We start from the raw sequence: 15,619 nt of genomic DNA, 5'->3' as shown, positions 1-15,619 counted from the left end.
TCAGTTTTGCTTCACACTCTTTTAGTTTAATAAGTACTATTTATCAATTTCCAGCCCTAAAACAGTCAGATGGCCGTTTCCTACTAGTTTAATAACAAGTCTAGCTAAATGATTGGGGGACATGTCTGTGTCACTAGTGATCCACCAATGGAGCGTTCCAATAAAAATAGAAGTCATATACTCAATGATAAAATCGATGGGGACTTCTATATCGTTTTCAGTAATTTTTAGCTTAGAAAAGATGTCTGCATATTTTTCGTAAATAATCTCTGCAAGTTTCTTTCTTAATAGTTCATTAGAACTACCATCCATAATGGTCAAAAAGAACTTTTTATTTTTTTGAATATTAACATAAATATGTGTTAGCAAAAATTCAATTTGTTTCACCTTGATACGATTGCTGACAATAATTTGTTCAGTGTCGATAACAGAGGTAAAAGCATTAATTGCAAAATCAAAAATTTGTTCATAAAGATCTTGTTTATCTTTGAAATGAGCATAGAAAGTTGCACGATTGATCATCGCTTCATCCGCAATGTCTTGAATCGTTATACAATCATAGCCTTTTTCATCGACTAAGTGAAAGAAAGCTTCGATAATCATTTTATGTGTCCGTTTTACCCGTAGGTCGATTTTCTTTGACATAAAAAATTCCTTTCGAAATAATCAACAGTTTTTCAAAGTTTGTTGCTTATCTCACAAATTTGGGTGTTTTGCTTGTTGCAAATAAATTAGAATCTTTCTAAAATATACATAAGTATTATATCAGACACCTTGTATGATAATCAACAAAGTGTTGTACAATAATAGGGTATGGAATTTAAGGAGCTAAAACACATGACATTAAGAGCAGGAATAGACGTTGGTTCGACAACTGTGAAATTAGTAATTATTGATGAAAAAAATCAGACGAAATTCGCCAAATATGAAAGACATTATTCCGATGTAAAAGCTGCAACTGAAAAAGTATTGAATGAAGCAATGAATGAACTAGGTGAAAAGACACCAATAACAATGACGATCACAGGTTCTGGCGGTATGGGATTGGCAGAAGTTTTGAATATTTCTTTTGTTCAAGAAGTCATCGCCTGTACAAAAACAGTAGAAGAAATCATACCGGAAACAGATGTTGCTATTGAGCTGGGTGGCGAAGATGCGAAGATCACCTTTTTTGAAGGAGCCTTAGAGCAACGGATGAATGGTAGTTGTGCTGGAGGTACGGGTGCTTTTATCGATCAAATGGCTGTTTTATTAAAAACAGATGCTAACGGCGTCAATGAATTAGCCAAAAACTACCAAACAATTTATCCGATCGCTTCAAGATGTGGTGTTTTCGCTAAAACAGATGTTCAACCATTGATCAACGAAGGCGCTGCAAAAGAGGATATCTCAGCGAGTATTTTTCAAGCAGTGGTCAATCAAACAATTGCAGGACTTGCAGCTGGTCGGAAGATCAAAGGCAAAATCGCTTTTTTAGGCGGACCGCTTTTCTTTATGTCAGAGCTTAGAAAACGATTCATCGAAACTTTGGATGTCCAGCCCGAAGATGTGATTTTCCCAGAAAATCCTCAATTATTTGTAGCAATGGGGGCAGCTATTTACTCTGAAGGAGCAAATCCAACGACCTTAACTGATTTAGTTCAGCGTTTGACGAAGGGAAATCAGGAACAATTAAAACCGACGGATACACTCGAACCGTTATTTCAAGATGAAGCAGAATTAAAAGCGTTTAGAGCGCGTCACGACCAAGCCAAAGCGCAAGAAAAATGTTTATCTGAACATCGTGGGGTTGCCTTTTTAGGAATTGATGCAGGGTCGACCACAACGAAAGTTACTTTGATAGATGAAGAGGGAAACTTGTTATTTTCATTTTATGGAAACAATCAAGGTCAACCTTTAGAAACGACAATGAGTGTGTTAAAAGAGTTATATCAACAATTACCGCAAGACGTTTTTATTGGGAAATCCGCAGTTACTGGGTACGGAGAACATTTGATAAAAAATGCGTTAAAAGTCGATATAGGAGAAGTCGAAACGATGGCTCATTATAAGGCTGCAAATCATTTTCAGCCTGGGGTCGATTTTATTTTAGATATTGGCGGTCAAGATATGAAAGCCATGACGATCAAAGATGGCGTACTATCCTCTATTCAACTAAATGAAGCTTGTTCGTCAGGTTGTGGTTCTTTTATTGAAACATTCGCTAAATCGCTAAATTTTGATGTAAAAGATTTTGCGATTGAGGCGCTAAGTTCTAAAGCGCCAGTAGATTTAGGTTCTCGCTGTACAGTATTCATGAATTCAAAAGTGAAACAAGTCCAAAAAGAAGGAGCTTCTGTTGGTGATATCTCAGCTGGATTGTCTTATTCAGTCATAAAAAATGCAATTTACAAAGTAATCAAAGTTCGACGACCGGAAGAACTTGGTAAGAAAATCGTTTGCCAAGGTGGGACATTTTACAATGAGGCAGTTTTACGCGCCTTTGAAATGATTAGCGAGCGGGAAGTTGTTCGTCCTTCAATCGCTGGTTTAATGGGTGCTTATGGTGCTGCTTTGATTGCGTTAGAAGATTATGAGTTAGGACAAGAAACAACGATTTTAGGACTTGAGGAGCTGGATACTTTTACAGCTGATAAAGAGTTTACCCACTGTGGTTTATGTGAGAACAATTGTATGATGACCGTGACCATCTTTTCTGATGGTCGGCAATTTGTTACTGGAAATCGCTGTGAGCGTGGCGCAAGAATCAAAGTCAAAAAAGAAGATCGTAGAGTCAATTTAGTTGATTATAAATACCGAAAATTATTTAAGTATCGTCCGTTGAAAGAAAAGGATGCTGTGCGCGGTAGAATTGGAATACCTCGAGTATTGAATATGTACGAAAACTATCCATTGTGGCATACTTTTTTCACTGATTTAGGGTTTCGAGTGGAATTATCTCCACGTTCGAATAAAGAGCTATACGAACAAGGGATGGAAACAATTCCTAGTGATACAGCATGTTATCCTGCTAAAATTTCTCATGGACATATCCAAGCATTGATCGATTCCAAGGTGCCGATGATTTTTTATCCAGGTGTCGTGTTTGAGCGGCAAGAATCAGCCACCGCCGATAATCACTTCAATTGTCCAATCGTGCAAAGCTATCCTGATGTTATTCGTAATAATGTCGATGATATTCGTGATGGAAAAGTTGATTACCGTAATCCGTATATCAATTTAGCGGATGAAGCATCCGTAGCTAAGGTTTTAAGTGAAACGTTTGCCGATCTTGGTATTTCTAGTGAACAAGTTTCTAAAGCTTTACGTCACGCTTATGAAGAGCTAGATGCGTTTAAAGCTGACATCCGCAATAAAGGGGAAGAAATATTAGTGATGCTGAATCAAAAAGGTGAACGTGGGATTGTTTTATCTGGGCGACCTTATCATTTAGACCCTGAGATCAATCACGGAATCGCTGATGTGATTACGCAAGAAGGGTTCCATGTGTTGACTGAAGATTGTGTGTCTCATTTGGGTGATGTAGGAAATTTACGTGTGGTCAATCAATGGGTGTATCATTCTCGTTTATATGCAGCGGCTCGCGTTGTAGCCAAATCAAAAAATCTTGAACTTGTGCAACTGAATTCTTTTGGCTGTGGGTTAGATGCGGTGACGACTGATCAAGTAGAAGAAATCATGGATCAATATGGAAAAATATATACGGTCTTGAAAATTGATGAAGGATCTAACTTAGGGGCTATTCGGATTCGTTTACGTTCATTAAAGGCAGCAGTCGGTGAACGGGAAAAAATGAATTTTGAACCAAAATTGCAGCAAGAAGAACCTGAAAAAATTGTTTTTACAAAAGAAATGAAAAATACTCATACCTTGCTTTTACCAATGCTAAGCCCAATTCACCAATCTGGCTTAGTCGATGTGGCATTGCAAGCATCGGGCTATAACGTTGTTTGTTTACCGGCTGATGATCGAGAAGCTGTAAATGTAGGACTGAAATACGTTAATAATGATGCCTGTTATCCAGCAATCATTTCAATTGGACAATTGGTTGAAGCTTTGGAAAGCGGCGAATATGATCTAGATCATGTGAGTGTAATGATGACGCAAACAGGCGGTGGATGTCGTGCAACAAACTATATTCCGTTACTTAGAAAAGCTTTGAATGATGCAGGATTCCCGCAGGTTCCAGTAGTTTCAGTTTCAATGGGAAATAAAGGAGTCGAATCTAATCCAGGCTTCAAATTTACTTTACCGATGTTAAAACGAGTAGCTATTGCCTTTTTATATGGTGATTTGTTTGAACGAGTGGTCTACAGAACACGTCCATATGAAGTAGAAAAAGGGATGATTGACTCACTCCATGAAAAATGGTTAAAGCAAATTGAAAAAAATGTCCGAAATGGTTCGTTGACACTATTTAATCGGAACATGAAAAAAATCATCAAAGAATTTGATGAAGTCCCATTAAGAGACATCAAAAAACCAAAAGTTGGGGTCGTTGGCGAAATTTTAGTGAAATATTCACCAACTGCCAATAACGACATTGTTCGTTTGTTGGAAGAAGAAGGCGCCGAAGCCGTTGTTCCAGATATAGTTGGGTTTATGAATTACTCTCTATATAATCAAATTTGGAAATATGAGAATATGGGAATGTCTAAAAAAAGTAAGAACCTTGCGCAGTTTGCCATTCGGATGATTGAATATGTTGAAAAACCAATGGATAAGGCATTAAGAAATTCAAACCGTTTTGAAGGACTTAGTTCTATTCATGAATTAGCAGAAGATGCAGGGAAAATACTTTCAATTGGAAATCATACGGGTGAAGGTTGGTTTTTAACAGGAGAAATGATTGAGTTATTGAAATCAGATGTGAATAATATTGTCTGTATGCAGCCATTTGGCTGTTTACCAAACCATGTTGTAGGAAAAGGTGTGACGAAAGAATTGCGCCGTCAATATCCTAAAGCCAATATAGCACCAATCGATTATGATCCAGGCGTTTCATTAGTGAACCAATTAAACCGAATTCGTTTGATGATGGCTACGGCTCATAAAATGATGGAGGAAGAAAAAATTCGTTCCTAGAAACAGAGATTTGAATAGAAGTGTTCATTTACGAGCTTTCAGATTTTAGTAATTGCTTCTGTTCCCACCGTTTATTTGGATTTCATGAGGCTGTGATATAACTCGTAGAGTCATGTCGCAGCCTCTATTTTTATAGTGCGGATTCTTGCTTCAACAAAAAAAGGGGTAAAAGTCACTTTTGATGACGAAGCATACCAAATAGAGGTTGTGAACGTTTCCTTTGTTTGGATTTGGAACTTTTAGTTGTTTATGAGGTATATACCAGTTATAATGAAAGAGAATAAAAAGGAGGAAGTAAGATGGTGTCAAGTTTGCCAGTGTATATTCAAATCCACGATAAAATTAAAGAAGATATTGAACATGGTGTTTGGAAGATCGGTGACAGACTTCCTTCAGAACGTGAGTTGTCTATTCATTTTAATGTTAGCCGAATGACATTGAGACAAGCGATTCAAACGCTAGCTGATGAGGGAATTTTAGAACGTAAGGTCGGATCAGGGACCTATGTTGCCCGCAAAAAAGTACAAGAAAAAATGACGGGAACGACTAGTTTTACTGATATCATGCTTTCTCAAAATCGAGTCCCTTCCAGTCGGACAGTTTCTTATTATGTAGCCAAACCAAGCTCCAGTGAAATGGAAAAGTTAAATCTGAAAGAAAATGAACAAATCGTACGTATGGAGCGGGTTCGTTTTGCAGATGATTTACCAATTTGTTTCGAAGTTGCCAGTGTTCCGTACTCTTTAGTCGATCAGTACAGCAAAACTGAGATCACAAATTCTTTTTATAAAACATTAGAAGAAAAAGGCGGCAATAAAATCGGACATGCCAATCAAACAATTTCAGCGATGCTAGCATCTGAACAGATTGCAGATTATTTGAAAATCAAGCGAGGAGATGCCATTCTTCGTCTTCGTCAGATTTCTTATTTTGAAAATGGAACGCCCTTTGAATATGTGCGAACACAATATGTGGGGAACCGCTTCGAATTTTATTTAGAAAAATAGAAAAACGAGGTTGGGACAGAAGTGTTTAATCCCGAGAAATAAGAAGGAATTCACGAAAATTGTTCTTCAAATTTTTGTGAATTTCAGCTTATTTCCGAAGGGATTGCTTCTGCTCCCACCGTTTATCCGGATTCCATGTGGGTGGGATATGACTCGAAGAGTTATGTCCCACTCACGTTTTATTTATATAATAAAACTTATTATTTGGTTAAATCAATTTTCTCATTTATCCAGTAAATCAAAATACCGCCAATGGTCATGGATAACAATTCGCCAAGGGCAACAGTCAGCCACGTGTAAAAAAACGGCAAGTGGTAAAAATAAGTCAACTGTCCAGCGACAGTAAACATAGAAAACGAACAAAGAATGGCTGTCAGCACCATTTTTTTGATTTGGTTTTTTAAGCGTTTAGTGACATAGTAAGAAAAAAGTAAAATCAGACATGTTGACACACTGCCAATGATAACATCAACTAAGCCTAAAGGTGAGGCGAAATTTGAAATAGCTACCCCTAAAGTTACTGCTACAATATAACGTTTGTTAAAAAGTGGTAAGTAATTAAACATCTCCGAAAATCTAAGCTGGATAGCACCAAAACTAAAGGGTGCTAAAAAAATAGTGACAATGACATAGAGTGCCATAATCAAAGCCATCTTTGTCAAGGTGACGACAGACCATGATTGGGTCTGTGAGTTAGGATTATTCATTTGTATTCTCCTTTGTAAAACAGATTCTCTGTTTTAGTAATAACTATGACCAAAGGACGTGACAAGAAACTGCCAACTGAAGTGTCATAGTGTGAATTGCTCCACTGAGGTTCATGTTACCGAAGATTCCATCGTTTGTAAAGGAAGATGAAAGATTTTAAACAACGTTATTTTTCTAACCAACCACCATCAATAGTCATCACCGTTCCATGAATATAGTCTGCATGCTCGCTTGCTAAAAAAAGAGTTAATGAAGCAACTTCTTCGGGTTTGGCCCAACGACCAGCAGGTGTTTCAGCAGCAACCCATTCTGCAATCTTGCCATCACCAGCAAAATCAGCTGCATTCATCGGTGTTTGAATCGCACCAGGAGCAATTGCATTTGCTCGGATGCCTTGTTTGATATAGTCATGATCCAATTGTTTCGTATAACCAATGATTGCATGTTTTGAAGCTGTATAAGCTGCCCCACCACCGCCCGCAACCATTCCCGCAATTGACGCCATGTTGATGATAACACCGTGGCTTTGTTTCAGCATTTGCGGTAGCACTTGATTGGTGACTAAAAAAGTGCCCTTTAAGTTCACTGACAAAACACGATCCCACATGTCTTCCGTTGTATCTAAAGTTGGTGTATAGTTATCTAAAATACCAGCCGTATTTAATAAAATATGGATGGTGCCGAATGCTTTATTTGCCTTTGTTACTGCTAAAATAATCTCACTCTTTTCCGTAACATCACCAATATGAGCTAAAAACTGTCCAGTTAAATCCTTGGTTTTATCTGTTGTTTTTGCTAAGCCTTCTGAATCAAGGTCCATGCCTAATACATTAGCTCCTTGAGTTGCAAAAGCAATGGCTTGAGCTTGTCCGATACCAGAAGCCGCTCCTGTGATAAAAACTGTTTTTCCCTCATATTCATCAAAATGCATAACTACTCCTCTTTTCTTGATACGATAAGAAAAATGTGTGGGACAAAAGTAAAAAGCACTTTTGTTTCACACACTAACTACAAATAAACGGTGGAAACAGAAGGAACCTCTTCGGAAATAAGAGATTACTTCTGTCTTCTACATCTCTAATCTGCGCTGACGATTTTCCAGTCTTGTGCTAGTACATCACAAGGTGTTGGTGAAAACATACTATAACCTTCATCGGAAGTCTTGATCAAAAAATAAGGTGTAACTTTTAGAAACTCACCATCTGAGGTTCCAATTTCATCTCTTAATTCAATGTACAATTCAAAACCGCTCCAACCTGTTCTTACAGCTTTAGCGCCTTTTTTAATCTGAGGTAATACTTCTTCAAATGTCATCTGTTTGCTCCTTTTTAGTAATAGGTAGTTCATGATAAGAACATTCGCCTTTTTCGAAGGTAACTTGACCGTGTAATTGTTCGACGATTTCTGACATAAATTGCTCGGTTTTTGTCTCATCAACAAGGCAAATGACTTCAACATGTTCTCCGTAGATAGTGTCTTTTAGTGTATAGGGATTGTTTTCCATAAAATTTTGAACATTTCCTAAGTTTGGATAACTAATAGTTAAACGAATTTCCTGCTGCAACTTTCCTTGAACTAAACCAATCTCTCCTAATGCATGAGAAACGGCATGGCTATATGCCCGAATTAAACCGCCAGCGCCTAATTTAGTCCCGCCAAAGTACCTAGTAACAACTGCCGCAACATTGATCAGTTCCTGTTTTTTTAAGACTTCTAACATAGGAACACCCGCTGTTCCACTAGGCTCACCATCATCACTGCTGCGTTGGATATTACTTTTTTCACCAATTACAAACGCACTGCAATTATGATTTGCTTTCCAATGTTCTTTCTTCGTTTGCGCAATAAATTCTTTTGCCTCTTCTTCTGAATAGACACGTTTGAGAAAGCAAATAAACCGTGATTTTTTTATCTCAATTTCACTTTCTCCATCCGAGCGAATGGTAAAATAACTTTCAAGCATTTTCTCATTCCTTTTCTAGATAATGTATTAAGTATAAAAAAAATATGAAAGAGAAGCAACTGTTCATATTAAATCTACAGAAATAAAGGACCTTCGTTTGCTTCTTTAAGCTTTTATGAGATAATGATTAAAAGGATTAACCGCTTTACAGATATAACAAACAACGCATATCTTGATGGATATCGGACAACGGTCCCAAGAAAGAAAAAGGAGTGCCACTACCCTTGGAGCGAAGCGAGGTAGGAGTAGCGGACATCGGACCATAAAAAAGAAAAAGGAGTGCCACTACCCTTGGAGCGAAGCGAGGTAGGAGTAGCGAACATCGGACCATAAAAAGAAAAAGGAGTGCCATTACCCTTGGAGCGAAGCGAGGTAGGAGTAACGGACATCGGACCATAAAAGGAAAAAGGAGTGACGAATTTGGCAAAGGAGCGTCAAAAAAAATATGATAGCGTTACCCATTATTTAACGACCAATGGTGGTTCACAAGTAACTTTGACTTTTACTCAATTTGACGAGTTGCTCTTTCCTCATTCTGGACTTCCCAAAACGGCACGAACAGACATCGATTGGTGGGCCAATGACCATAAACATCCAGAAAAAGGTGCATATGGGTGGTTGAATGCTGGCTATCAAGTTGCACAAGTAAATATAAAAAAAGAATATGTAGTATTCAATAAATTACTAAAATCAAACTGGCTTTTTTGACATAAACTAAAAGTAGGAAGCGTTGACAAAAGTCTGTTTTCTACTATAATAAGTTTAAATAGCAAGAAAAATAGGTTATGTTATTGATAAGATGAAGGAGATGGATGAAATGGCTAAAAAAACAATTATGCTTGTATGTTCAGCCGGGATGAGTACAAGTTTACTAGTAACAAAAATGCAAAAAGCAGCAGATGCTCAAGGATTAGATACAGATATTTTTGCGGTGTCAGCCTCAGATGCGGACAACAATTTAGAGAGTAAACCTGTGGATGTATTATTATTAGGCCCACAAGTACGCTTTATGAAAGGCGATTTTGAGAAACGCCTAGAACCAAAAGGAATTCCGTTGGAAGTAATAAATATGGCTGATTACGGCATGATGAACGGTGAAAAGGTACTACAGCAAGCATTGAATTTAATTGGAGATAAATAAAAAATAAAAATAGAGAGTGCGAGGCAAAGTTTTTTACTTTTCCTTCGCACTCTCTATTTTTATTAAAGGAAGATCCCTTCATAATTATTCCAAAACATAAAAAATATCCCATAGAAAATGCGTAGTTTAATATTGGAGGGGAAAAATGGAAGAATTATGGGGAAGAAAAGTTTTAAAAAACGAGCTCAATACGAGTGACACAATAGAAGAATATGCTCAAAAATTACCAACAATGAAAGAATTTAATGAAAAAGAATTACAATGTTTACGCTGTGGTCAGATTCAAAATAAACAAGCCGTCCAACTCGTTACAGAATGTTATTTTTGTCCTGGGTGTATTCAGCTAGGTCGAGTAGATACAAGTCAAGATTTTTATCATTTACCTGAACCAAAACCAATTAAAAGAACAGTTCATTTTGCTTGGAAAGGAACACTTACCAAAGGGCAGCAAGAGGTATCAGATCAGTTATTGGACTCTGTTAAAAAGAATGAGTCCAGAATGGTTTGGGCTGTGACGGGTGCTGGGAAGACTGAAATGCTGTTTAAAATGATCCATTATTCGTTGGAGTCTGGTTATCGAGTAGGTATTGCCTCACCAAGAGTGGATGTTTGTCTGGAACTTTTTCCTAGAATACAAGCAGTTTTTCCAGACGAAACGATGATCCTTCTTCATGGCAAGATGGAAGAATCATATCGTTATACTAAATTATTAGTATGTACAACGCATCAATTACTACGTTTTTATCAAGCATTCGATGTGCTGATTATTGATGAAGTAGACGCTTTTCCATTCGTTAATAATCCATTGCTACAATATGGTGTGCAGCAAGCAATCAAGAAAAATAGTTCACTTATTTATTTAACGGCAACACCAACGAAAGAACTAACAAAAAAAACAGCACAAAATGAACTACAAACAAGTATATTACCCGCTCGCTATCATCGAAGAGTCTTGCCGGTGCCTAAAATAAAATGGTGTCATCGATGGCATCAGAAAATCAAACAAGGGAAAATCCCAAAACAATTAGTAGTAAAAATTCAATCGCTAGTCTGTAAAAATGATGTGTTGATTTTTTGTCCGAGTATTACAATGATGGAACAGTTAAAAGAAGTCGTAGAAAAGCAATTTCCCAACGTCCCATTGGCGTATGTTCATTCTCAAGATCCAGATCGTTTAGAAAAAGTGGTAAAAATGAGAAATAAAGAATATCGAATTCTTATGACATCCACTATATTAGAACGTGGTGTAACATTTGATGGTGTTTCGGTAATTGTTTTTGGGGCGAATCACACAGTATTTGCTACTTCAGCACTTGTACAAATTGCCGGACGAGTGGATAGAAGAAAGGAATACACAGCAGGTGAGGTTTGGTTTTTGCACGATGGCTGTACAAAAACCATGAAAGAAGCAATTATACAAATAAAAAAAATGAATGCTTTAGGCAAAGAAAGAGGATTGATCGATGAGATGTAATTACTGTAGTCAAACGATCAGTAGAAATTTAACAATCGAAGAAATTTTTATACCTAAAAAAATTTTATCGGAACAATTATGTTCGCGTTGTGAAAAAGAATTTCAGTACTTATCAAAAAAAGGCACCTGTTTTGGCTGTCAACGCCAATCAAAAAATAAGTATTGCAGAGATTGCTTAAAATGGCAGCAGCAGTATCCAAAGTATGATTTTCATCACGAAGCACTTTTTGTATATAACGAAGCGATGCAAGCATGGTTTGAAGAATATAAATTTAAAGGGAATTATACGCTTAGGCATAGTTTTGTCCCTGTTTTACAGACGTATTTTAAACTGAAGAAGAACTTTCTTGTGATACCAATGCCGATTTCAAAAGAACGGTTGAGTGTTAGAGGATTCAATCAAGTTGAAGGATTACTTGAAGCAGCGAGAATTCCATATCAACCATACTTAACACGCTTCGCTGATGGGGTCTCTCAAGTACAAAAAACAAGAAAAGAACGACTGACTTTAAAACAACCCTTTAAACTGACAGAAAAAGGACAAGCTGCGATCACAAATTCAGACATTCTTTTAGTGGATGATATCTATACAACAGGACGTACGATATTCCATGCTGCTGAAATTATTTTGGAAAATAACCCTTCAAAACTGTATACGTTTTCCATCGCGAGATAAAAGAAAAACTAAATTGAAAAATCGACCGCAATTCTGTTGGCAAAAGGCAGATGTTTCGTTATAATAGAATTAAGAAGAAGGATAACAGAGTGGTCCTTTTATTCCTTCTTTAGTGGCAGATGAAAGGGGTAATTGTTATGTTTAGATATAATGTGCGTGGAGAAAACATCGAAGTTACTGAAGCTATCCGAGACTATGTAGAGAAAAAAGTCGGCAAATTAGAACGTTATTTCAGTGATTCACCTGAAGCAACAGTTCACGTGAACTTAAAAGTTTATACTGAAAAAACAGCAAAAGTCGAGGTTACAATTCCTCTACCTTATTTAGTTTTACGTGCTGAAGAAACATCACCTGATTTATATGCAAGTGTTGATTTAGTTGTAGATAAATTAGAACGACAAATCCGCAAATTCAAAACAAAAATTAACCGTAAATCTCGCGAAACTGGGATGAACACTGCTAAAGCAGCTATTTTCTTAAATGGTGAAGAAACACCAGATGAAACGCCAGAATTAGACATTGTTCGTACAAAACGCCTTTCTTTAAAACCAATGGATAGTGAAGAAGCGGTATTACAAATGAACATGTTAGGACATAACTTCTTTATCTTTGAAGATTCAGAAACAAATGGTACAAGTATTGTTTACCGTCGTAAAGATGGCAAATATGGATTGATCGAAACTGACTAACAAAAAAACAGGTTGAATAATAGCCCTCAGTTAACTGAATAAAAACTTAATTTCTTTATTACTAACTGAAATCAATAGGTTTTTCAGAAAATATTATTGAGGGCTATTTTTCTTCTATTTATTCGATTTTTAGAGACTGAAGCAGGACGGCACACGTTTTGTCGCAGTCTCTTTCCTTATTTTTAGTGCATATACATAAAAAAAGACATAATATATGATTAATATTAAGGGAAGTTATTTCCTTTCTTACCAACTAGTGATAAAATGGAAAGGATGATTGTGCATTTAGTGCAAAAAATAAATAGAGTTTACTGAAAGGAACACTTAAAAACATGGCGAATTTTTTAAAAAAGATAATTGAAAATGATAAAAAAGAATTAAAACGCTTGGATGGTATTGCTAACCAAGTAGAGACTCATGCTTCAGCTACTGCTGCATTGAGCGATGAAGAATTAAAAGCAAAAACAGATGAGTTCAAAGCTCGTTACCAAAAAGGCGAAACACTGGATCAGTTATTGCCAGAAGCTTTTGCGGTTGTACGTGAAGCAGCGAAACGTGTATTAGGATTATATCCGTATCATGTTCAATTGATGGGTGGTATCGTCTTACATGACGGAAATATTCCTGAAATGAGAACAGGTGAAGGTAAAACTTTGACAGCTACAATGCCAGTTTACTTAAATGCATTGACAGGCGAAGGGGTTCATGTAGTAACCGTTAATGAATACTTAGCAACTCGTGACTCAGATGAGATGGGTGAATTGTATAATTTCCTAGGTTTGACAGTTGGTTTGAACATCAACTCAAAGACTTCAGAAGAAAAACGTGATGCATATAATTGTGATATCACATACAGTACCAATAACGAATTAGGCTTTGACTATTTGCGTGATAATATGGTGGTTTACCGTAACCAAATGGTACAACGCCCGTTGAATTATGCAATCGTGGATGAGGTCGATTCAATTTTAATCGATGAAGCTCGTACACCGTTAATTATTTCTGGACAAGCAGAAAAATCAACAGCTCTTTATACACGTACAGATAATTTTGTTAAGCGTCTAAAAGAAGAAGAAGATTACAAAATCGATGTTCAATCTAAAACAATCAGCTTAACAGAAGCTGGTATTGAAAAAGCAGAAGAAAACTTTGGTTTAGAAAACCTTTATGATATTGAAAATACAGCGTTAACGCATCATATGGATCAAGCATTACGTGCGAATTTCATTATGCTTCGTGATATTGATTACGTTGTTCAAGAAGGCAAAGTCTTGATCGTTGACCAATTTACTGGTCGTATCATGGACGGTCGTCGTTATTCAGATGGTTTGCATCAAGCAATCGAAGCCAAAGAAGCTGTAGAGATCGAAGACGAAACAAAAACAATGGCGACAATCACATTCCAAAACTATTTCCGTATGTACAAAAAATTAGCTGGGATGACTGGTACTGCTAAAACGGAAGAAGAAGAATTCCGTGAAATCTATAATATTCAAGTTTTCCAAATTCCAACAAACCGTCCAATTATCCGTGATGACCGTGCTGATTTACTTTATCCAACACTACAAAGTAAATTTAAAGCAGTTGTTCAAGATATCAAAGAGCGTTACCATAACGGCCAACCAGTTTTAGTTGGTACTGTTGCTGTTGAAACTTCTGAATTATTATCAGAATTACTAAACAAAGAAAAAGTGCCACACGAAGTATTGAATGCGAAAAATCACTTTAAAGAAGCTGAAATTATCATGAATGCTGGACAAAAAGGTGCTGTTACGATTGCTACCAACATGGCTGGTCGTGGGACCGATATCAAGCTTGGTCTTGGTGTTATCGAACTTGGTGGTTTAGCTGTTATTGGTACTGAACGTCACGAATCACGCCGTATTGATAATCAGTTACGTGGACGTGCTGGTCGTCAAGGAGATCCTGGGGTTTCTCAATTCTATCTATCACTTGAAGATGACTTGATGAAACGATTTGGTTCAGAACGAATCAAAGCTTTCTTAGATCGCATGAACATTGAAGAATCAGATGCAGTGATCCAAAGTAAAATGTTAAGCAAACAAGTAGAATCTGCACAAAAACGTGTGGAAGGTAATAACTATGATACACGTAAAAATGTTTTACAATACGATGATGTAATGCGTGAACAGCGTGAGGTTATTTACGCGCAACGTCAAGAAGTGATCATGGAAGATACAGAGCTGACTGAAACATTATTGAACATGGTAAAACGTACGATTACTCGTGTTGTTGATAGCCATACACAATTAGAAAAAGAAAACTGGAACCTTGATGGCATCGTAGATTTCGCAGCTTCAACATTAGTACACGAAGATTCTATTACTAAGACTGATCTTGATGGAAAATCACCAGAAGAGATCAAAGAGTATTTAGTAAAACGTGCTCAAGAAGTTTATGATGTGAAAGTAGAACAATTAAACGGTCCAGAACAAATTCTAGAATTCCAAAAAGTAGTTATTCTACGTGTTGTAGATACAAAATGGACAGATCATATCGATGCAATGGATCAATTACGTCAATCTGTAGGTCTACGTGCTTACGGTCAAAATAATCCATTGGTTGAATATCAAACAGAAGGTTACAACATGTTTGAAGAAATGATCGGAGCAATTGAGTTTGAAGTCACTCGTTTATTTATGAAATCAGAAATTCGTCAAAACGTTCAACGTGAACAAGTAGCACAAGGGGAAGCAGTTCATCCAACTGATGAAGAAGAAGTCCAAAGCAACACAAGTGCTAAAAAGAAACCAATCCATGTTGATGAAAAAATAGGTCGTAATGATCCTTGCCCATGCGGCAGCGGTAAGAAATATAAAAATTGTCATGGTAAAGATATGTAATATTAACTAGGG

General features: G+C 36.8%; 13 protein-coding genes and 1 pseudogene. 9 read left to right on the top strand and 5 right to left on the bottom strand.

Going from position 1 to position 15,619, the window contains the following annotated elements; all coding sequences use genetic code 11:
* Positions 1-36 precede the first annotated feature (36 nt).
* Positions 37-645, bottom strand: a complete 609-nt coding sequence (locus JZO69_RS05515; protein ID WP_207111893.1) for a TetR/AcrR family transcriptional regulator — start codon at positions 643-645, stop codon at positions 37-39.
* Between the two features lie 192 nt (positions 646-837).
* Here JZO69_RS05515 and JZO69_RS05510 point away from each other — a divergent pair, with 192 nt between their 5' ends.
* The 3 genes and pseudogenes from JZO69_RS05510 to JZO69_RS16845 form a co-directional block, all read left to right on the top strand.
* Positions 838-5,085 carry a 2-hydroxyacyl-CoA dehydratase gene (locus JZO69_RS05510; protein WP_207111892.1) on the top strand — a complete coding sequence of 1,416 codons (4,248 nt, stop codon included), beginning with the start codon at positions 838-840 and terminating at the stop codon, positions 5,083-5,085.
* Between the two features lie 299 nt (positions 5,086-5,384).
* Entirely contained in the window at positions 5,385-6,092 is a 708-nt protein-coding gene (locus JZO69_RS05505; protein ID WP_207111891.1) for a GntR family transcriptional regulator, read from the top strand.
* A 10-nt stretch (positions 6,093-6,102) separates the two neighbouring features.
* Positions 6,103-6,225 (top strand): annotated as a pseudogene (locus tag JZO69_RS16845) (DUF3788 family protein); the annotation flags it as partial.
* A gap of 67 nt (positions 6,226-6,292) precedes the next feature.
* On the opposite strand, the gene JZO69_RS05500 reads toward JZO69_RS16845, so the two are convergent.
* The 4 genes from JZO69_RS05500 to JZO69_RS05485 form a co-directional block, all read right to left on the bottom strand.
* On the bottom strand, positions 6,293-6,799 hold the full coding sequence (locus JZO69_RS05500; protein ID WP_207111890.1) for a QueT transporter family protein: 507 nt from the start codon (positions 6,797-6,799) through the stop codon (positions 6,293-6,295).
* 167 nt (positions 6,800-6,966) lie between these two features.
* Complete coding sequence (locus JZO69_RS05495; RefSeq protein ID WP_207111889.1) at positions 6,967-7,731, bottom strand: 3-oxoacyl-ACP reductase; 765 nt, start codon at positions 7,729-7,731, stop codon at positions 6,967-6,969.
* 146 nt (positions 7,732-7,877) lie between these two features.
* Positions 7,878-8,114, bottom strand: a complete 237-nt coding sequence (locus JZO69_RS05490) for a DUF2829 domain-containing protein (RefSeq protein ID WP_207111888.1) — start codon at positions 8,112-8,114, stop codon at positions 7,878-7,880.
* Positions 8,104-8,763 carry a YigZ family protein gene (locus JZO69_RS05485; RefSeq protein WP_207111887.1) on the bottom strand — a complete coding sequence of 220 codons (660 nt, stop codon included), beginning with the start codon at positions 8,761-8,763 and terminating at the stop codon, positions 8,104-8,106. Before JZO69_RS05485 ends, JZO69_RS05490 begins: the two co-directional genes overlap by 11 nt.
* A gap of 420 nt (positions 8,764-9,183) precedes the next feature.
* On the opposite strand from JZO69_RS05485, the gene JZO69_RS05480 reads away from it, so the two are divergent.
* From JZO69_RS05480 to secA, 6 genes are all read left to right on the top strand, one after another.
* Positions 9,184-9,471: a DUF7662 domain-containing protein gene (locus JZO69_RS05480; RefSeq protein WP_207111886.1), complete on the top strand. Its 288-nt coding sequence runs from the start codon at positions 9,184-9,186 to the stop codon at positions 9,469-9,471.
* 109 nt (positions 9,472-9,580) lie between these two features.
* Entirely contained in the window at positions 9,581-9,904 is a 324-nt protein-coding gene (locus JZO69_RS05475) for a PTS sugar transporter subunit IIB (protein WP_207111885.1), read from the top strand.
* A gap of 145 nt (positions 9,905-10,049) precedes the next feature.
* On the top strand, positions 10,050-11,378 hold the full coding sequence (locus JZO69_RS05470; protein WP_207111884.1) for an ATP-dependent helicase ComFA: 1,329 nt from the start codon (positions 10,050-10,052) through the stop codon (positions 11,376-11,378).
* Entirely contained in the window at positions 11,368-12,054 is a 687-nt protein-coding gene (locus JZO69_RS05465) for a ComF family protein (RefSeq protein WP_207111883.1), read from the top strand. Before JZO69_RS05470 ends, JZO69_RS05465 begins: the two co-directional genes overlap by 11 nt.
* Positions 12,055-12,191: 137 nt before the next feature.
* The gene (gene hpf, locus JZO69_RS05460) at positions 12,192-12,743 is read left to right on the top strand and encodes a ribosome hibernation-promoting factor, HPF/YfiA family (RefSeq protein ID WP_010760772.1); all 552 of its coding nucleotides are present in this window, start codon (positions 12,192-12,194) and stop codon (positions 12,741-12,743) included.
* 332 nt (positions 12,744-13,075) lie between these two features.
* Positions 13,076-15,607, top strand: coding sequence for a preprotein translocase subunit SecA (gene secA, locus JZO69_RS05455; RefSeq protein ID WP_207111882.1), 2,532 nt, complete (start codon positions 13,076-13,078; stop codon positions 15,605-15,607).
* Positions 15,608-15,619 lie beyond the last annotated feature (12 nt).

The organism is Candidatus Enterococcus ikei (genome assembly GCF_017316105.1).
Classification (GTDB): Bacteria; Bacillota; Bacilli; order Lactobacillales; family Enterococcaceae; genus Enterococcus_L; species Enterococcus_L ikei.
This window is presented reverse-complemented; position numbering and strand designations above follow the sequence as displayed.

What these genes read in the sequence shown, in the direction of transcription:
- JZO69_RS05515 (WP_207111893.1), bottom strand. Translation starts at nt 645, where the DNA reads ATGTCAAAGAAAATCGACCTACGGGTAAAACGGACACATAAAATGATT.
- JZO69_RS05510 (WP_207111892.1), top strand. Translation starts at nt 838, where the DNA reads ATGACATTAAGAGCAGGAATAGACGTTGGTTCGACAACTGTGAAATTA.
- JZO69_RS05505 (WP_207111891.1), top strand. Translation starts at nt 5,385, where the DNA reads ATGGTGTCAAGTTTGCCAGTGTATATTCAAATCCACGATAAAATTAAA.
- JZO69_RS05500 (WP_207111890.1), bottom strand. Translation starts at nt 6,799, where the DNA reads ATGAATAATCCTAACTCACAGACCCAATCATGGTCTGTCGTCACCTTG.
- JZO69_RS05495 (WP_207111889.1), bottom strand. Translation starts at nt 7,731, where the DNA reads ATGCATTTTGATGAATATGAGGGAAAAACAGTTTTTATCACAGGAGCG.
- JZO69_RS05490 (WP_207111888.1), bottom strand. Translation starts at nt 8,114, where the DNA reads ATGACATTTGAAGAAGTATTACCTCAGATTAAAAAAGGCGCTAAAGCT.
- JZO69_RS05485 (WP_207111887.1), bottom strand. Translation starts at nt 8,763, where the DNA reads ATGCTTGAAAGTTATTTTACCATTCGCTCGGATGGAGAAAGTGAAATT.
- JZO69_RS05475 (WP_207111885.1), top strand. Translation starts at nt 9,581, where the DNA reads ATGGCTAAAAAAACAATTATGCTTGTATGTTCAGCCGGGATGAGTACA.
- JZO69_RS05470 (WP_207111884.1), top strand. Translation starts at nt 10,050, where the DNA reads ATGGAAGAATTATGGGGAAGAAAAGTTTTAAAAAACGAGCTCAATACG.
- JZO69_RS05465 (WP_207111883.1), top strand. Translation starts at nt 11,368, where the DNA reads ATGAGATGTAATTACTGTAGTCAAACGATCAGTAGAAATTTAACAATC.
- hpf (WP_010760772.1), top strand. Translation starts at nt 12,192, where the DNA reads ATGTTTAGATATAATGTGCGTGGAGAAAACATCGAAGTTACTGAAGCT.
- secA (WP_207111882.1), top strand. Translation starts at nt 13,076, where the DNA reads ATGGCGAATTTTTTAAAAAAGATAATTGAAAATGATAAAAAAGAATTA.